General features: G+C 71.7%; 18 protein-coding genes and 1 pseudogene. 14 read left to right on the forward strand and 5 right to left on the reverse strand.

Translation table 11 applies throughout. The features are described 5' to 3' along the window. Window positions 1-112: 112 nt before the first annotated feature. From ACV7NM_RS29265 to ACV7NM_RS29295, 7 genes are all read left to right on the forward strand, one after another. Window positions 113-487: an ectoine synthase gene (locus ACV7NM_RS29265; RefSeq protein WP_463413104.1), complete on the forward strand. Its 375-nt coding sequence runs from the start codon at window positions 113-115 to the stop codon at window positions 485-487. A gap of 54 nt (window positions 488-541) precedes the next feature. Further along, a complete protein-coding gene (locus tag ACV7NM_RS29270) occupies window positions 542-1,693 on the forward strand; it encodes an acyl-CoA dehydrogenase family protein (RefSeq protein ID WP_463413105.1) in 1,152 nt (383 codons plus the stop codon). After that, the gene (locus ACV7NM_RS29275) at window positions 1,690-2,439 is read left to right on the forward strand and encodes a phosphoribosylanthranilate isomerase (protein ID WP_463413106.1); all 750 of its coding nucleotides are present in this window, start codon (window positions 1,690-1,692) and stop codon (window positions 2,437-2,439) included. Before ACV7NM_RS29270 ends, ACV7NM_RS29275 begins: the two co-directional genes overlap by 4 nt. Beyond that, window positions 2,436-3,158, forward strand: a complete 723-nt coding sequence (locus tag ACV7NM_RS29280) for a beta/alpha barrel domain-containing protein (protein ID WP_463413107.1) — start codon at window positions 2,436-2,438, stop codon at window positions 3,156-3,158. Before ACV7NM_RS29275 ends, ACV7NM_RS29280 begins: the two co-directional genes overlap by 4 nt. Then, window positions 3,155-4,177: an alpha/beta hydrolase gene (locus ACV7NM_RS29285; protein ID WP_463413108.1), complete on the forward strand. Its 1,023-nt coding sequence runs from the start codon at window positions 3,155-3,157 to the stop codon at window positions 4,175-4,177. The genes ACV7NM_RS29280 and ACV7NM_RS29285 overlap by 4 nt, the downstream gene beginning before the upstream one ends. Next, window positions 4,174-4,818 (forward strand): anthrone oxygenase family protein, encoded by a 645-nt coding sequence (locus ACV7NM_RS29290; protein ID WP_463413109.1) that lies wholly within the window; start codon window positions 4,174-4,176, stop codon window positions 4,816-4,818. The genes ACV7NM_RS29285 and ACV7NM_RS29290 overlap by 4 nt, the downstream gene beginning before the upstream one ends. A gap of 92 nt (window positions 4,819-4,910) precedes the next feature. Next, entirely contained in the window at window positions 4,911-5,438 is a 528-nt protein-coding gene (locus ACV7NM_RS29295) for a DUF4232 domain-containing protein (RefSeq protein WP_463413110.1), read from the forward strand. A 45-nt stretch (window positions 5,439-5,483) separates the two neighbouring features. Here ACV7NM_RS29295 and ACV7NM_RS29300 read toward each other — a convergent pair whose 3' ends face one another. Next, window positions 5,484-7,253: a serine/threonine-protein kinase gene (locus tag ACV7NM_RS29300; RefSeq protein ID WP_463413111.1), complete on the reverse strand. Its 1,770-nt coding sequence runs from the start codon at window positions 7,251-7,253 to the stop codon at window positions 5,484-5,486. An 89-nt stretch (window positions 7,254-7,342) separates the two neighbouring features. After that, window positions 7,343-8,128 (reverse strand): annotated as a pseudogene (locus ACV7NM_RS29305) (VanW family protein); the annotation flags it as partial. A gap of 370 nt (window positions 8,129-8,498) precedes the next feature. Here ACV7NM_RS29305 and ACV7NM_RS29310 point away from each other — a divergent pair. Further along, window positions 8,499-9,194, forward strand: coding sequence for a ribonuclease H family protein (locus tag ACV7NM_RS29310; protein WP_463413112.1), 696 nt, complete (start codon window positions 8,499-8,501; stop codon window positions 9,192-9,194). A 202-nt stretch (window positions 9,195-9,396) separates the two neighbouring features. Further along, on the forward strand, window positions 9,397-9,558 hold the full coding sequence (locus ACV7NM_RS29315; protein WP_463413113.1) for a hypothetical protein: 162 nt from the start codon (window positions 9,397-9,399) through the stop codon (window positions 9,556-9,558). Between the two features lie 78 nt (window positions 9,559-9,636). On the opposite strand, the gene ACV7NM_RS29320 is transcribed toward ACV7NM_RS29315, so the two are convergent. After that, a complete protein-coding gene (locus tag ACV7NM_RS29320; RefSeq protein WP_463413114.1) occupies window positions 9,637-10,146 on the reverse strand; it encodes a hypothetical protein in 510 nt (169 codons plus the stop codon). Window positions 10,147-10,529: 383 nt separating this feature from the next. On the opposite strand from ACV7NM_RS29320, the gene ACV7NM_RS29325 reads away from it, so the two are divergent. Together ACV7NM_RS29325 and ACV7NM_RS29330 are read left to right on the forward strand one after the other, a co-directional pair. Next, the gene (locus tag ACV7NM_RS29325; protein ID WP_463413115.1) at window positions 10,530-12,389 is read left to right on the forward strand and encodes a M1 family metallopeptidase; all 1,860 of its coding nucleotides are present in this window, start codon (window positions 10,530-10,532) and stop codon (window positions 12,387-12,389) included. A 140-nt stretch (window positions 12,390-12,529) separates the two neighbouring features. Beyond that, complete coding sequence (locus ACV7NM_RS29330; RefSeq protein WP_463413116.1) at window positions 12,530-13,378, forward strand: aldo/keto reductase; 849 nt, start codon at window positions 12,530-12,532, stop codon at window positions 13,376-13,378. Between the two features lie 47 nt (window positions 13,379-13,425). On the opposite strand, the gene ACV7NM_RS29335 is transcribed toward ACV7NM_RS29330, so the two are convergent. Then, window positions 13,426-13,848 (reverse strand): secondary thiamine-phosphate synthase enzyme YjbQ, encoded by a 423-nt coding sequence (locus tag ACV7NM_RS29335; RefSeq protein WP_463413117.1) that lies wholly within the window; start codon window positions 13,846-13,848, stop codon window positions 13,426-13,428. Window positions 13,849-14,256: 408 nt separating this feature from the next. On the opposite strand from ACV7NM_RS29335, the gene ACV7NM_RS29340 reads away from it, so the two are divergent. The 3 genes from ACV7NM_RS29340 to ACV7NM_RS29350 all read left to right on the forward strand — a co-directional run bounded on the left by ACV7NM_RS29340 (window position 14,257) and on the right by ACV7NM_RS29350 (window position 15,846). Then, complete coding sequence (locus tag ACV7NM_RS29340) at window positions 14,257-14,619, forward strand: MerR family transcriptional regulator (RefSeq protein WP_463413118.1); 363 nt, start codon at window positions 14,257-14,259, stop codon at window positions 14,617-14,619. A gap of 141 nt (window positions 14,620-14,760) precedes the next feature. After that, window positions 14,761-15,117, forward strand: coding sequence for a PRC-barrel domain-containing protein (locus ACV7NM_RS29345; protein ID WP_463413119.1), 357 nt, complete (start codon window positions 14,761-14,763; stop codon window positions 15,115-15,117). A gap of 231 nt (window positions 15,118-15,348) precedes the next feature. Continuing rightward, the gene (locus ACV7NM_RS29350; RefSeq protein WP_463413120.1) at window positions 15,349-15,846 is read left to right on the forward strand and encodes a MarR family winged helix-turn-helix transcriptional regulator; all 498 of its coding nucleotides are present in this window, start codon (window positions 15,349-15,351) and stop codon (window positions 15,844-15,846) included. 70 nt (window positions 15,847-15,916) lie between these two features. On the opposite strand, the gene ACV7NM_RS29355 is transcribed toward ACV7NM_RS29350, so the two are convergent. After that, the gene (locus ACV7NM_RS29355; RefSeq protein ID WP_463413121.1) at window positions 15,917-16,393 is read right to left on the reverse strand and encodes a MarR family winged helix-turn-helix transcriptional regulator; all 477 of its coding nucleotides are present in this window, start codon (window positions 16,391-16,393) and stop codon (window positions 15,917-15,919) included. Window positions 16,394-16,409: the final 16 nt, after the last annotated feature.

Consider the following 16,409-nt stretch of genomic DNA (forward strand, 5'->3'; position numbering starts at 1 on the left):
CCCACAGACCCTGCTCTCCGGCCGCGGCCCCGGTCCGGGCCACCGCCGGAGCCGCAGAGCCCCACCCCTCATCCGGTTCCTCCGCACACCATTCACAGATCAGGAGACAGCCATGATCGTCCGCGACATCGAGTCCGTGAAGACCGTCGAGTGGGGCAACGGCCTGAGCCGCCGCTTCCTCCTCGCCGACGACGGCCTCGGCTACACGCTCACCGACACCGTCGTACTGGCCGGCACCAAGTCCCGCCTGGAATACGTCAATCACCTGGAGGCGTGCTACTGCATCGCCGGCTCCGGCGAGGTCATCGAGCTGGACGGCACCACGCACGAGATAGTCCCGGGCCGGATGTACGCACTCGACCGGCACGACGCCCACTATCTCGTCGCCGGCCCCCACGAGGACCTGCGCCTGGTCTGCGTCTTCTCGCCGGCCCTGCGCGGCGACGAGGTCCACCAACTCGACGCGCACAACTCCTCCGCCTACTGAGGCACCCGCCACCACGACGTCCGAGCCGTCCACCGACTCAGAGAGGGGTCCGCCGTGATCCGCTGGAACACCGATCAGACCGATCTGCGCGAGGGCCTGGAGCGGTGGGGAGAGGCGCTCGGCGCCGACCACATCGCACTCGACGAGCAGGGCCGCTTCCCGCACGACAAGTGGAAACTCGTCCGGGAGACCGGAATCCTGTCGCTGCCCTTCGAGGAGGAGTACGGCGGCCTCGGACAGTCACTGCTCACCACCATGTACGCGCTGGAGGGGCTCGGCGAGTACAACCGGGATTCCGGCTTGAGCTTCTCGGCCACCACGTCGATCTGCTCGACCGGAATCCCGGTACAACACTTCGGCACCGACGACCAGAAGCGGCGCTACCTGCCGCTGATCGCCTCGGGCGAGGCGATCGGCGCCCACGCCATCACCGAGGCCGAGGGCGGCTCCGACGCGATGGCGATGACCACCCGGGCGGTGCGCGACGGCGACACGTTCGTGCTGAACGGCGCCAAGGCGTTCGTCAGCAACGGCCCGATCGCGGACGTGATCGTGGTCTACGCCCGCACGCACCCGCGCGGCGGCCCCCTCGGCACCACCGCGTTCCTCGTGGACCGGGACACCCCGGGCCTCACCACGGGCAAGCCGAGCAAGAAGATGGGACTGCGCACCTCGCCCTTGTGCGAGCTGTACCTGGACGACGTACGCGTTCCCAGGAGCGCGGTGCTCGGCCGCGTCGGCGGCGGCCTCATGGTCCTGGACCACGTGATGAAGCGGGAGATCCTCTTCTCCTTCGTCGTCAACGCGGGCGAGATGCGCCACCGCCTCGACCGGTGCGTCGCCTACGCCAAGACGCGACAGTCCTTCGGCCGCGCGATCGGCTCGTACCAGTCGATCGCCAACAAGATCGTGGACATGAAGATCCACCTGGAGAGCGCCCGCAAATGGCTCTACGACACGGGCGAGAAACTGGAGGCCGGCGAGGACGTCACCGTGGACCTCGCGATCGCCAAGCTCGTCACCAGCCAGAGCAACCTCGCCACGAGCCTCGCGGCGGTACAGATCTTCGGCGGCCACGGCTACATGTCGGAGTACGGGCTGGAGCAGGACGTGCGCAACGCCGTGGGCGGCACGGTCTACTCCGGAACCAACGAGATCCAGTACAACCGCATCGCCTCGATGCTCGGCCTCGGGTCCGGCCGATGAGCGGCCCCCCGCCCCGTCCGCTGTTCAAGGTCTGCGGGGCCACGGACCGGGCTGACATCGAAGCCGCGGCCACCGCCGGGGCGGACTGCGTCGGGCTCTGGCACGGCGTCCCCGGCGGCCCCCGGGAACTGGACCCCGGAACACTCAACGACCTCACATCGGCGGCCCGTTCGGCGGGCCTGCTGCCGGTCCTGGTCACCTTCCTCTCCGACGCACGCGCACTGACGGAGCTCGCCCGCCGCACGGGGGTCGGCTGGATCCAGCTCCACGCGTACCAGTCACCCGCCGCCGTACGGGCCCTGCGCGAGGCCCTCCCGCCTGACGTCCGGGTCGTCAAGGTCCTGCACGTGGCGCCGGGCGGCGGGGGATGCGTCGAGCGTCCCCTCATCGGTGCCTACGAGCGCGCCGGCGCCGACCTCTTCCTCATCGACGTCGCCACCGGCGACGGCCGGGTCGGCAGCACCGGACACGCCCTCGACCCGGCCGACGTACTCGCGCTCCTGCCCCGTATGACCCGCCCGTTCCTGCTGGCCGGAGGCCTGGAGCCGGCGAACCGGCCCCGATACGAGGACATCGTGGCCGCCCCTGGTTTCCACGGGATCGACGTCGACACCGCGGCCCGCTCCCCACTGACCGGCGGCTTCGGCGTCCCCGAGATCACCGCCCTCACCCGCGCCTGGGGCGGAGCACCCTCCGCCGGCCCCGCCCCGCGCCGTCCGCCCGCCGACCTGGAGCCGTCGCGATGACCACGCACGACCGGACCGAATTCCCCTTCCTGCGCGCCCTCCTGGCGTCCCCCACACCTGTCGTGACGGAGGTGAAACGGCGCGATGCCCACGGCCACGACCTGCTCGGCGGCCGCACCACCGCCGAGGTCGTCGGCGCCTACGAGAGCGCGGGCGCGCCCTGCGTCTCCGTGGTGACGGGCCGCTGGTTCGGAGGTTCGAACACACTGCTGCGCGAAGTGGCCGCGCTCACCGAACTGCCGCTGCTCCAAAAGGACTTCATCACCCGGACGGAACAGATAAGCACCGCACGGGACATGGGCGCTTCCGCGGTGCTCCTGACGGCCGCCCTGCTTCCGGCGTCGAGCCTGGCGAAGCTGGTGGCCCAAGCCTTGAGGACCGGTCTCACCCCATTCGTCGAGATCACCACGGAAGCCGAACTGGAGGTGGTACCGCACGCCTCGGAGTGCGTGATCGCCGTGAACAACAAGGACATCACGACGCGCGAGCGCGATACGGGAGACCTGGGCCGCAGCGTCGAGCTCCTGCCGGCCGTCCGCGCCACCGGCACCCCCTGCCCGGTCAGCGCGAGCGGCATAGACGGCCCCGAGACGGCCGCCCGTCTGCTGGACGCGGGCTTCGGCGGCCTCCTGGTCGGCACCTCCCTGCTCCGCACCGAATCGCCGACGCGGTGGCTGGACGCCGTGAGCGGCGCACGCAGAGGACTGGCGGTCCGTTGAACACACCCGTGTACACGGCCGGCGCCCCCCGCCCCTGCACGATCGACGCGGCGGGCATCGCCGTCTCCGGACTGCTCGCCCTGCCCGAGGGCGGAGCTCCCCGTTCCACGATCCTGGCGATCCACGGCCGCGGCATGCGCGCCCGGTACTGGGATTCCTTCGTCCGGCCGGCCACCGCCCTCGGCCACGCCGTCCTCGCCGTGGACCGTCCCGGCTACGGCGCCTCCGCGGCCTCGCTGCCCGAGGGCCAGTCCCTGCCCGACCAGGCGAGGACACTGCTCCGGGCCCTGGCGCAGTACGCCCGCGGCCGGCAACTCGGCGCGGGCGTCTTCCTCCTCGGCCACTCCGACGGCGGCAAGGTCGCCCTGCACGCGGCGGCCCTCGCCCCGACCGTCCCCCTGCTCGGCCTGGACGCCTCCGGCGTGGGTTACGCGTACCACCCCGACGCCCTGCACTTCCCCTCGACCCTCGGCGCCGGTGCCATCCGGCTCAACTGGGGCCCCCTGAACCTCTATCCGCCGGGCACCTTCCAGGCCGGCCGCGCCCTGCTCTCGCCCGTCCCGCCCCGCGAATCGGCGGACACCCCCTGGTGGCCCCGGCAGTACGAGGCCCTGGCCCCCGGCGTCCGCGTCCCGGTCCGCCTGACCTTCGCGGAACACGAGGGGTGGTGGCGGCTCGACCCCGACACCCTGAAGGCGATGACCGACCGTCTCACGGCGTCCCCGTCGGTGGTCGTCGAGCACATGCCCGACTCGGGCCACAACCTCAGCCTCGGCCACACCGCGACGGCCTACCACCTGCGCGTACTGGCCTTCCTGGAGGAGTGCCTCCTCGCGGCCCGCCGGTCCGCCGGCCCGGACGGCGCGGCGCCGACCGACCAGCATGCGTCACCGACCCTCAAGGAACGCTCGAGAGACGGTCGGAACCCGATGGCCGAGGGCCCCGGGGGATGCCACGATGCGATGTCCGTGCCGATGCGAGCAGCAACCCAAGCACACAGAAGAGGACGCAGCCAATGACCACACATCCGGCCGGTAACCCCCAGGCCTACCCGCCCCAACCCGGCGTCCCCAACCCGTACGCCCAGCAAGCCCAGCAGCCCCCACACCGGCACCAGCCCCTGCCCCCGCAGTCGGCGCCGGTCTCGTCCGCGGCGGAACGCGGCAAGGGCGCGACGGTCCTGCTCCTCGTCTCGACCGTGCTGCTCGGTCTGATGGCCGGTCTCTTCTTCGCCTTCGACGTCTCGGTGATGCCGGGCCTCGCCAAGGCGGACGAGCGGACCTACGTCACCGCGATGCAGAACTTCAACGCGGCCATCGACGGCAATCCCCTCTTCGGCATGGCCTTCATGGTCGCGCTGATCCTCCCGGTCGTGTCGTCGATCCTCGAATACCGCAAGGGCCGCCGCAACGTGGCCGTGTGGGTCACGGTGGCCGCCGTCCTCTATTTCATCGTCCTCATGATCACCTTCACCGTGAACATCCCGCTGAACAACGAACTCGCGGACGCGGGCAACGCGGCGAAGATGACCGACTTCGCGATCGTGGACAAGTTCAAGTCCACCTGGGTCACCACCAACATCCTGCGCACGCTCCTGTGCACCGTGGCCCTCACCGCCCTGTCCCGCGCCCTGGTGCTGTACGGCCGGGCCACGCGCTGACCTGCCCCGCCGGGGAGCGGGCGGCGTGGGAACGTGCCACGCTGGAAGATGGGGGAAAGGGGACGTTCCGGACACACCATGGGAGAACGGCCATGAAATGTGCAGGACGAAGGAGCGCGACCGTCACCGCCTGCTGCTCGCTCGTGCTGGGCGCCGTCCTGTCCGGTGCGGCGCTGACCGGCGCCCAGTCGGCAGCGGCGGCCCCGGCGCCCGCCTGCAAGGGCAGTCAGCTCTCCGCGAGCGCTGCGGGTTCCACCCAGGTCACGGTCACCGTGACCAACAAGGGCCCGAAACCCTGCGTACTCAAGGGCTACCCCACCGTCGCCCTCGCCGGCCAGGGCTCCCCGGACAAGAACAGGCCCCTGACCGTCCAACGGCAGGGCAGTGAGCGGACGGTTCGACTCGCCGTCGGCGGACGGGCCTTGAGCCGTCTGACGTTCACTCCGGTGCTCGGGGAGGCGGACGGATACTGCGCCTCCGGCGCGCACCCGATCGTCGCCCCATCGCTCGTGGTCGGCTTCGCGGGGATCAAGGAGCAGCTGGGTTCCTCCGACGCCAACGGGTTCGCCCTGTGCGGCAACACGGTCCGGGCCACGGCCTTCCGACCCGCCGGGACTTGAGCCCGGCGGGCGTGTCGCCCCCTTCCGCCATCCGTCGCCCGCAGGTCACTCCTCGCGGATGGCCCCCCGCCACACGGTGACGTCGACGGTGATGTACTGGCTGGGGTCGGACGGGGCGGAAGCGCCCCCGTACACGACGAGGGCGATGTTGCCGGCCTTGGTGCGCACGCAGAGTTCGGTGCCCTTCGACAGCGACGCGACGTCGACGCGGCCGGTGTAGCGGGTCGCGGCCCGGCACGTGGCCAACGATCCCTTCTCGCTGCTGTCGAGGACGACCAGCTTGGACCCGTAGGCGCCGAGGGCGCAGTCTCTCGACGACGATCCGCACGAGAAGTAGAGGTCGTCGTAGTTCGAGTCCCGGGGCTGCAAGGGGTCGTCCCCGAACTCCAGGTGGTAGCCGGCGGGGAACTGGAAGCCCTTGTACACCGCCGGTTTGGGGTCGGTCCGAGGCTGCTGCGTCCCGCCGGACCGTGACGGGCCGGGGGTCGCTGCGCTGCCGCCGCTCCCGCGGGCCGTGTCTCCCTTGCCGCCGTCGCCCAGCATGTTGACGACGGCCCCACAGCCGGCCAGCAGGAGCAGCGCCCCGAAGATGGAGGCGACGATGATGCCCGCGCGGCGACCGGCGGAGGACGCGGTCGGCTGTGGGTGCGGCTGCGGCTGCGGATGGGGCTGCGGGTACCCGTAGGGGCCGCCGTACGGCCCTGCGTAGGGACCGGCGGGTGCCGCGGTCATCGGGCCCGTCGCCGGACCCGTCACCGGGCCCGGACTCGGAGCGGGCCGGTACGCGGGCTGCGTGGGCGGCGCGGCCGGGTGGGCGGCGACCGTCGGCTGGTAGGCGGGCGGCGCGACCGGATGGGCGGGAGCGGTCACCGGGTGCGTGCCGGCGGCGGCCTCCGCGACCGGCGCGGGGACCGCGGGCCGCTGCGCCAGCCCCGCCGCGACGTTCTGCGGCAGCCAGTCCTCCGGGCGGCGCAGCTGGGTCTGGTCAGCGGCGCTGCGGCACAGCCCGAGGATCTCCGTCAACGAGGCCCGCTGCGCCGGGTCCTTGGCGAGGCAGCGCGTGACGAGCGGCCGCAACTCTTCGGACAACCCGGCGAGTTCCGGCTCCTCGTGGACGATGCGGTAGAGGACCGCGTGCGAGGGCCCGTCGCCGTAGACGGAGGTGCCGAGTGCCGCGAAGGCGGCGATCAACCCGAGCGCGAAGATGTCGGTCGCCGTGCCGACGTCCCGGCCGGAGGCCTGTTCGGGGGACATGAACGACGGAGTGCCGACGGAGACGCCGCTCGCGGTGAGGGAGGTGGTGTCGGCGGCCCGCGCGATGCCGAAGTCGATGACCCGGGGCCCGTCGGAAGCGAGCAGTACGTTCGAGGGTTTCAGGTCCCGGTGCACGATGCCCGCGCCGTGGATCACCTGGAGGGCCTCCGCGATGCCCGCGATCAGCATGAGCACGGTGCGCGGGGGCAGGGCCCCGTTCTCGGCGACGGCCGCGGCGAGGGTGGGGCCCGGCACATAAGCGGTGGCCAACCAGGGCGTCGGACCGTCGGTGTCGCTGTCGATGACGGGGGCGGTGTAGAGGCCCTGGACGCGCTGGGCGGAGTGGACCTCCTGCCGGAAGCGCCTGCGGAACTCCGGGTCCTCGGCGAACTCGGGTCGGATGACCTTGATCGCCACGGGCCGCCCGCCGGGTGTGTGCGACAAGTACACCTTGCCCATGCCCCCGGCCCCGAGCCGGGCCGCGAGGCGGTAACCGGCGACCGTGGCGGGGTCTTCGGGGCCAAGTTGCTGGAACACCGGGCCGGTTGCGGGCTCGCTCATTGTCTTGTTGTCCCCCGTCGGTACGCGATTCGCGTGGTCACCTTACCGGGAGGCGAGCGGTCGCGGGACGGTGCGGCCCGCCCGGCCGGTCAGCTGTGGCTCGGCGCGGGCGAGACGGACGCGCCGGCCGCCGGGGCGGCCTGCGCGGCGGGCGTGGCCGAGGCGGACGGGGACGCCGGCGGGGAGGCCGAGGCGGACGGCGTCGGGGTCGGCGAGGGGTCCGGGAGGCACGTGACCTCGTCGCGCGGGGTGTAGTGGGTGCGGAACGTCTCACGTCCCATCTCCCGGCCACCCTTGACGAAGATCCGGTCGACGGAGACGTCGAACCCCTCCAGCGGGGTCTGCTCCTCGCAGGTGTCACCGGTGGCCGTGCGCTTTGCAGGCGGGGTGACGTGGGTCCGGGCGCTCTTGATGGCGCGTATCGCGTCGTACTTCCTCGTGCCGAGGAGGGTGATGGTCACCGACGTGTCGGAGGAGGCGGCCCGGATGCGGACGGGGTGGCCCGAGTCGTTCTTCCACCGGAGGTCGAGGGTGCCCCAGGCGACCGTGGCCTCGCGGCCCTCGGGGTAGCGCTCGATGTAGAAGGAGTGGGCGCCGTGTTCCACGGGCTTGAGGCCGGCGAAGAACATGGCGTTGTACATCGTCGTCGCGACCGCGGAGATGCCGCCGCCGGGAGCCTTCACGTACCGACCGTCGTTGATCATGATGCCGTCGACGAAGCCGTTCTCCGGCGTGCGCTCTCCGACCGTCTTGTTGAAGCTCCAGGTCGCGCCGGGGCGGACCACGGAGCCGTTGATCAGCTCCACGGCGCGCGCGATGTTGTGGGTGCGGTAGGGAGCGGAGGGGAACCCGACCGTGAACGTGGACATCTGCTGCTCGGCCGGAGCGGCCGGAGCGGCCGGAGCGGCTGCGGCCCGGGGCGCCGGGGCGCCGCCGGGCCGGTCCCCGGCGGCCGTCGCGGAGCCCGCGGCGAGGACGCCCAAGCCCAGTGCGACGGCCGTGACGGCCGAGGTCAGGGCCGCTCGCCTGGTGTCGTTCCGACGGTGTGTGGATCGCATGTCACTCCCGGTAGCGGATGTCGCGGTAGTGGCCGGCGCCCACGCGGAACGAGGCGGAGGCCACAGGTAATCCTCAGCCAAATCGGACGAAACGGGGTAAAAATGTGCCCGGTCTCACGCCCCGGCACCCGGGTGCCTCCCGGGTGCGATGGTCCGGCGGGGGAATTCGGTGGGGCATGATCGGGGGATGTCTGAACGCATCATTGCCGCCTGCGACGGGGCGGCGAAGGGGAATCCCGGGCCTGCCGGATGGGCGTGGGTCATCGGCGACGCGCAAGGTCGTCCCGAGCGCTGGGAAGCCGGCGCGCTGGGTCGGGCCACGAACAACGTGGGCGAGCTCACGGCGCTGGAGAAGCTGCTGGAGGCCGTCGCCCCGGGCACGGCCGTCGAGGTGCGGATGGACTCCCAGTACGCCATGAAGGCGGTGACGCAGTGGCTGCCGGGGTGGAAGCGCAACGGCTGGAAGACCGCGGCCGGCAAGCCGGTCGCCAACCGTGAACTCGTCGAACGCATCGACGCGCTGCTCGCCGAGCGGGACGTCGAGTTCCGCTACGTCCCCGCCCACCGCGAGGACGGTGACCATCTGAACGCGATCGCCGACCAGGCCGCCAGTGACGCCGCGACCACGCAGCAGCCCGCGGGCACCGCGTTGGGCGACCACACCATCCCCGTACCGGCCCCCGCCCGCACGGCCCCCGCCCGCCGCAAGCCGGCCGCCGCCGCGGAGCGCGCGACCGGCTCGGGCGCATCGGGCCGCGGCGTGCGCACCATCACGGCGAAGTTCAAGGGAACGTGTCCCTGCGGAACGGCCTACGCGGCCGGAGCCAAGATCGCCAAGCACGGCTCCGGCTGGGGCCACCCCGACTGCGCCGCCACCGCGTAGGACACCGGCCCGGGCGGCCGACGGCGGGGGAGGGGCCCGGGAGCGGTTCACCCGATCGGCCTCCAGCGGGGGCGCACGGCGGTGGGGGCGGCCACAGTGTGGGGTGCGTGCTGCTGCGTCGCGCAGCGGACGTCACGTTCCAGATGCGCGGAGGGTCCGGCGGGGCACGTCTCGCCCGCCACGGCCGAAGGAGGAGCTGAACATGGTGCGCAACACGATCCGGAACGACTCCACCCGGGCGACCGATCAGCCCGAGGAGCGTGCGAGACCGCGCCGCCAGGCGGCGGAGAGCGTCCGCGGGAGTTCCGAGCCGATCCGGGAAACGGGCACCACCGAGGACCACATCATCCTCGGCGAGGACTGAACCACCGCTGCGGACCCAGGTCCCCGGGAGCGTGAGCCGCTCCCGGGGACCTCGTCGTGCCACCGCGCGCGCGGCCGGTCAACAGCCGCCGCAGTTGTAGTAGGTGACGTCCCAGTGGCTGCCCTCGTCCGCGTAGACGTTTCCGGAGCCGGACTTCCACTGGAGCGCTCCGTCGCCGCGTGGACCGATGTAGGCGAACGTGTTCTTGATGTAGGCGCCCAGGCACGTGTACTTGGCGAAGTCGAGCTTGTAGCCGTTCCAGTGTGAGTACGTCCCGGCGGCGTGGCCGCTCTCGGTGCCGCCGGTGATGTCGAGCGCGCAGCCACTGGCGCTCTTGAGCGTCTGGGCGCCCTGGGCGGTGGCCAGGTTGAGCTGCTCGAAGGACGTGCAGGTCGGGTTGTTGCGGTCCGAGCAGCCACCTGAAGAGGACCAGGTGATCCCGGAGGCGCGGAACATCGAGGTGGCGGTGGCGTGGCTGATCTTGGTGGCCGCGTAGGCCTCGGTGGCACCGGTCAACACCCCGACACCGGGCGCGGCCAGTGTGGCGAGGGTGAGGGTGAGGGCGGCGAGGATCGGGCGGAGCCTCATCGGCGTGTGCCTCCTGCGGGTGGCCGTGCACGGTGGGTTGGCGGTGCAGGTGGAGCCGGACCGTCTCGTTCGGAAGACCGGCGAGCGGCAAGGAGATGGTGCCCGAGAGCCGCGCAGGTCCGCCAGGGGGCGTAGGGGGTGCGGGGGCGGGTGAGGGGGCCGGTTCGGGAACGGGGACGGTTTTACTCGCGCCTGATGGCATGCTCCCGACAAATCTGCCAGGCTTCCGCCTGTCGTCGCCCTGACCCCAGGACGCCGCAAGGAATCTCACCCCAGCGATCGCGCAAGCGATGCGCGCAGCCCGCGGCCGCCGTCCGGCACACCCAGCCGGGCGAGCTGTCACCGAGCAGGCCGGAATCCCGGCCGCCGCAAAGGAGTTCCGTGTGAGATCGACCCCCCACAAGGCCTTCGCCACGACCGTGCTCACGGTCGCCGCGCTGGCCGCCGCCTCGCTCGGCACCACCCCGGCAGCGGCACAGCCGTCCGCGGCCCCCCGCGCCGCGGCCTGTACCCCGGCCCAGGTCGTCGCCAACGGCGGTTTCGAAAGCGGCACCTCGCCCTGGAGCCAGTCGTCCACCAGCGTGATCACCGGCCGCGCGGGCCAGAGCGCCCACGCGGGCACGACCTTCGCGTGGCTGAACGGCGTCGGAAGCACGCACACCGACACGCTCTCCCAGAGCGTCACCGTCCCGGCCGGATGCAGCTCCGCCACCCTCACCTTCTGGTTGCACATCGACACCGCCGAGACGACCACCTCCACCAAGTACGACAAGCTGACGGCGAAGATCGGCAGTACGACGCTCGCGACCTACTCGAACCTCGACAAGAACACCGGGTACGTCCAGAAGTCCTTCGACGTGTCGGCGTTCGCCGGACAGACGGTGAGCCTCGCCTTCACCGGCACGGAGGACTCCAGCCTCCAGACGAGCTTCGTCATCGACGACGTCGCCCTCGACACCTCCGGCGGCACGACCCCGCCCGGCGACCCCACCCGTACACCGGCCGCACCCTCCTACACCGTCAGCCTCAGCAGCGACACGAGCGGTGCCGTTTGGAACGGCCACGAGAGCGCGACCTTCACCAACGCCTCGGCCACGGCGCTGAACGAGGTGTACCTGAGGCTCTGGGACAACTACCACGGCACCTGCTCCGCCATGCCCATCACCGTCACCAACGTCACCGGTGGCACCGCCGGCGCGCTCTCGGTCGGCTGCACGGCCCTCCAGATCACCCTCCCCACACCGCTCGCGCAGGGCCAGAGCGCCACGATCGGCTTCGACCTGGGCATCACCGTCCCCAGCGGCGCCGACCGCTTCGGCCATGACGGGGCGTTCAACTTCATCGGCAACGCCCTTCCCGTGCTCGCGGTCAAGGACGCGGCCGGCTGGCACCTGGACCCCTACACCAACAACGGCGAGTCGTTCTACTCCCTCGCCTCCGACTTCCGCGTGACCCTCGACCACCCGACTGCCCTGCTGGTCCCGGCCACCGGCACCTCGGTGGACACCGCCGGCTCCGGCGGCCGTACGGTCACCACCGCCACCGCCTCCAAGGTCCGCGACTTCGCCTGGGCCGCAGGCCCCTTCGCCAAGATCTCCGGCACCTCGCCCGGCGGCACCCCGATCAACGTCTACTCCGTGTCGGGCATCAGCTCCGCCGACTCGCAGTCGATGCTCACCACCGCCAAGTCCGCCGTGGACACCCATGCCGCCAGGTTCGGCGCCTACCCGTACGGCGAGCTGGACGCGGTGATCGACAACAACTACTGGTTCGGCGGAATGGAATACCCCGGCTTCGTCCTCGACCTGGTGAGCACCACGGCGCTCACCCACGAGATCGGCCACCAGTGGTTCTACGGCATCGTCGGCGACGACGAGTACACCAGCCCCTGGCTCGACGAGGCCTTCACCGACTACGCCACCGACCTGGCGCTCGGCAAGACGGGCACCAACTGCTGGAGCAGCGTCTCCTGGGCGTCGACCGCGGAGAAGATCACCAATCCCATGGCCTACTGGGACGCCCACTCGTCCCGGTACTCCACCGTCGTCTACGGCTACGGCAAGTGCGCCCTGCACGACCTGCGGCGCGTCCTCGGTGACAGCGTCATGGCCAAGCTGCTCAAGGACTACGCCACCTCGCACTGGTACGGCGTCTCCACCACCGCGGAGTTCAAGGCGGCCGCCCAGGCCGCCACGACCACGGACCTGACCTCCTTCTGGACCCAGCACCGCATCGAGGGCTGACCGCGCGGAACCTTCCGCCGCGCCGGGTCACACGCCGAACCGGCGTGCGACCCGGAGGCGGTGGCACAGTGGGCGCCGTCCGGCGCCCACTGTGCCACGAGGGCGTTCGACCGGAACGGGCCCCCGAGGAAGGAAGTCCCATGCGGACCGTCACCCTGAACAACGGCGTCGAGATGCCGATCCTCGGCTTCGGCGTCTACCAGATCCCGCCGGAGCGGACCGAACGAGCCGTGACCGATGCGCTCGCCGTCGGGTACCGACTGCTCGACACCGCGGCCGCGTACCAGAACGAGGAGGCCGTCGGCCGGGCGATCGCGAGCAGTGGAATCCCGCGCGAAGAGCTGTTCGTCACCACCAAGCTCTGGGTCCAGGACGCCGGCGAGGAGAACGCCCGCCGCGCCTTCGACACCTCGCTGCGCAAGCTCGGCCTCGACCACCTCGACCTGTACCTGATCCATCAGCCCTTCGGCGACGTGTACGGCTCCTGGCGCGCCATGCAGCGGCTGTACCGCGAGGGCCGGGTCAAGGCGATCGGGGTCTCCAACTTCCACGCGGACCGGCTCGTCGACCTCATCGAACACAACGAAGTGACTCCCGCGGTGAACCAGGTGGAGACCCACCCCTTCTTCCAGCGCACGGCCGACCAGGAACTCATGCGCGAGCGCGGAGTGCGGATCGAGTCGTGGGGTCCCTTCGCGGAGGGTCGCAACAACCTCTTCTCCGACCCCGTCCTCGGTGACATCGCGGAGGGCCACGGCAAGTCCGTGCCGCAGGTGGTGCTCCGCTGGCTCGTCCAGCGGGAGGTCGTCGTGATCCCGAAATCCGTCCGCGCCGACCGGATGGCCGAGAACTTCGACGTGTTCGACTTCGCCCTCACCGAGGGGGAGATGGCGCGCATCGCCGCCATGGACACCGGAAGCTCCCTCTTCTTCGACCACCGCGACCCCGCCATGGTCAGCCGGATCGGCACCGCCCGCGTGCACGACTGACCCGCACGGCGGGGCGGGGGCCGCCGCCCCGCGCGCCGGCCAGGGCCTCAGCCCAGGAACGAGAGCCGCACGGTCCGCCGCGGGTTGTCGCGGTTGGTGTCCACGAGGACCACCGATTGCCAGGTGCCGAGCGCCAGCTCGCCGCCCACCACGGGCAGCGTGGCGTGCGGCGGCACGAGGGCGGGCAGCACGTGGTCACGGCCGTGACCGGGCGAGCCGTGCCGGTGCCGCCAGCGGTCGTCGGCGGGCAGCAGCGTACGCAGCGCCTCCAAGAGGTCGTCGTCGCTGCCGGCGCCCGTCTCGATCACGGCCAGGCCGGCGGTGGCGTGCGGGGTGAACACGTTGAGCAGCCCGTCCCGGCCCCGTGCGGTCTCCCGCAGGAACCGAGCGCAGGCGTCGGTCAGGTCGTGGACCGTCTCGGTGGAACCGGTCGTGAGGTCCAGGGTGTGCGTGGTGAAGGTGTCTGCCATGAGGACCATCCTCGCGCGCGGGCGCCGGACCGCGCCGCCCCGGGCCGGAGCGCTCGGCCACGGCCCGGGCCGCACCGGAGGATGATTAACTCATACAGGTGAACCGTAAAATCTACGCTGGCTGCGATAGACATCGGGGCGCGGGGCGGTTAACGTTTCATTCGTAGACGAAGGTCAAGCATTGCTCGACCGGGTGGGCGACAGCCCCCCGGCCGCCGCTGGAGACCCGAGGGGAAGGTGGTTCCCGGTAACGCATCCGAGATTCCGCAGCCCGGCCTTCCCGGGAGTCTGCGGACATGAGGAGCCGGCAGCGGTAGAGCCCGGCTGATGGTGTTGAATTTCCTTCGGGGCCCTGGTGCCGTACGGCACCAGGGCCCCTCGACGCATTCCCGTATGCATGAGGTGAAAGTGACAGCAGAGAACTCACTCGGGCGTCTCGACGACGACGACTACCCCGCCTACACCATGGGCAGGGCCGCCGAGATGCTCGGTACCACCCCCGGCTTCCTCCGGGCGATCGGCGAGGCCCGCCTGATCACCCCGTTGCGTTCGCAGGGTGGCCACCGCCGCTACTCCCGTTACCAGCTGCGGATCGCCGCCCGCGCCCGTGAACTCGTGGACGCGGGCACCCCGATCGAGGCCGCCTGCCGGATCGTCATCCTCGAGGACCAGCTCGCCGAGGCCCAACGCATCAACGCCGAGTTCCGTCGTACGGAAGCCGGAGGCACCACGGGCGCCGAACAGGCCGCGCCGACGCACCGGCCGGCGTGACACCGCCCCTTGCTCAACCCTCCGCCGCGTGTCGGGCGCGACGCGGGCGCCGGCCGGGTGTGCCCCCGGCCGCATGCGATCCGGCGGCCGGGGCAGGCGGGCAGCCGACGGACCGTTCGACGAGCAAGGAGCAGTGGTCACATGTGGGCTTTCCGTGAGACGGCCGGACACCTGGAGGAAACGGACCTGACGGGCTTCAAGGTCGAGGCGACCGAAGGCACCATCGGCAAGGTCGACAAGCATTCGTACGAGGTCGGCTCCGCCTACCTGGTCGTCGACACCGGTGTGTGGATCTTCGGCAAGGAAGTGCTGATCCCGGCGGGCGCCGTCACGCGCATCGACCCGGACGAGAAGCGCGTCCTGGTGGACCTCACCAAGGAGCAGATCAAGAACGCGCCGGAGTTCCACCGGGACCGACACCTGGACGACGCGGGGTACCACGCGGAACTCGGCACGTACTACGGCACCGGGGCCCCCTTCGGCGGCCGGCCTGCCTGACCCGTCCCGTGAGGGGGCCTGCCCGGCCGGTCGGCGGCGGCCCGAACGGGTCGCGGCGTGGGTCCCCCGTGTGACATCCGGTGCGGCGGCACGTGATGTCGCCGCCGCCGGCCGGACACCAGGCCGTCGGCAGGGATACTTGTCCCGACGCGGGCGGACGCGGGACAACCGCGCCCGGGTGAACCCGTTGCCGGGGGCGTCTGCCCGGGGCACCGCACCCGCTCAAGGGAAGTGACCGCCACGATGGACCGCGCCGGACCGTCCGAAGTGCCTCCGGACGACGCGTCCCGTGAGGTCGCCGAAATCGCCGAGGCGCTGGTGGAACGCTGGAGCCGAGCGGGCCGCGACATCCCGCCCGGCCTCTCGGCCCTGCAAGTGCGGGCGCTGATCGCCGTGCGGCGCTGCCCGGGCGTCAATCTGTCGCGGCTCGCCGAGCACGTGGGGGCCTCCGTTCCCGCCGCGAGCAGGCTGTGTGACCGGCTGGAGGCCGCCGGCCTGCTGCGCCGGTTCCGCGCCTTCGCCGACCGCCGCGAGGTCGGACTGAGCCTCACGGCCCGCGGCGACGAGGCGCTCACGTCCCTGTCGGATCGGCGCGCCGCGGACCTGCGCGAGATCCTGTCGTGGATGGCGGCCGAAGACCGCCGGAGCCTGGTGACCGGCCTGCTGGCCTTCACCCGGGCCGTGGAAGCCGGGCCGCCCGGCCGCTGCCGCCCCGGCGGCGTCGACTGAGCCGGCGCACCCGATCCCTCCGACCATCCGGCGATCCCCCGACCATCCGGCCGACCTGGTCAACGGCCGGTCAGGCGATGTCGCTGACGTGCACCTCACCGGATTCGCGGGTCGAGCGGCCCGCGCGGTCGGGGCGCGTATCGCCGGCGGCTTCGCGGAAGGCGGCCAGACCGTCGAACAGCGCCCGTCGCTCGTCACCGCTGAGGCGCGTCAGTACCGTTTCGAGTTCCTTGGCCCGGGCCGCGCGAACGGACGCCAGGACGCCGAGGCCGCTGCGGCTCAGCCGCACCTCCACTTCCCGGCGGTTCGCCGTGGCCCGGGAGCGCCGGACGAGACCGGCCGCTTCCAGCCGGTCGCAGAGCCGGCTCACCGAGGGCGGCGTGGAGCCGAGCGCTTCGCCCAGGTCCCGGAGGTTGACGCGTTCCCGCTCGTCGATCACGGTCAGGGCGCGCAGCTGGGACGGGGGTACGGGGGCGGGGACGGCTTCCTGCCCGCGACCCCAGAGGACGTCCAGCAGCTCCAGGAGAGCGGATGCCTCGGTAGCCACCTGCCCGGGGTGCCGG

The sequence above is a fragment of the Streptomyces sp. Tek67B01 genome, from assembly GCF_055231995.1.

Excerpts from the sequence above, each read along its gene's own strand:
- ACV7NM_RS29265 (WP_463413104.1), top strand. The coding sequence starts at position 113 with ATGATCGTCCGCGACATCGAGTCCGTGAAGACCGTCGAGTGGGGCAAC.
- ACV7NM_RS29275 (WP_463413106.1), top strand. The coding sequence starts at position 1,690 with ATGAGCGGCCCCCCGCCCCGTCCGCTGTTCAAGGTCTGCGGGGCCACG.
- ACV7NM_RS29280 (WP_463413107.1), top strand. The coding sequence starts at position 2,436 with ATGACCACGCACGACCGGACCGAATTCCCCTTCCTGCGCGCCCTCCTG.
- ACV7NM_RS29290 (WP_463413109.1), top strand. The coding sequence starts at position 4,174 with ATGACCACACATCCGGCCGGTAACCCCCAGGCCTACCCGCCCCAACCC.
- ACV7NM_RS29295 (WP_463413110.1), top strand. The coding sequence starts at position 4,911 with ATGAAATGTGCAGGACGAAGGAGCGCGACCGTCACCGCCTGCTGCTCG.
- ACV7NM_RS29300 (WP_463413111.1), bottom strand. The coding sequence starts at position 7,253 with ATGAGCGAGCCCGCAACCGGCCCGGTGTTCCAGCAACTTGGCCCCGAA.
- ACV7NM_RS29310 (WP_463413112.1), top strand. The coding sequence starts at position 8,499 with ATGTCTGAACGCATCATTGCCGCCTGCGACGGGGCGGCGAAGGGGAAT.
- ACV7NM_RS29315 (WP_463413113.1), top strand. The coding sequence starts at position 9,397 with ATGGTGCGCAACACGATCCGGAACGACTCCACCCGGGCGACCGATCAG.
- ACV7NM_RS29320 (WP_463413114.1), bottom strand. The coding sequence starts at position 10,146 with ATGAGGCTCCGCCCGATCCTCGCCGCCCTCACCCTCACCCTCGCCACA.
- ACV7NM_RS29330 (WP_463413116.1), top strand. The coding sequence starts at position 12,530 with ATGCGGACCGTCACCCTGAACAACGGCGTCGAGATGCCGATCCTCGGC.
- ACV7NM_RS29335 (WP_463413117.1), bottom strand. The coding sequence starts at position 13,848 with ATGGCAGACACCTTCACCACGCACACCCTGGACCTCACGACCGGTTCC.
- ACV7NM_RS29345 (WP_463413119.1), top strand. The coding sequence starts at position 14,761 with ATGTGGGCTTTCCGTGAGACGGCCGGACACCTGGAGGAAACGGACCTG.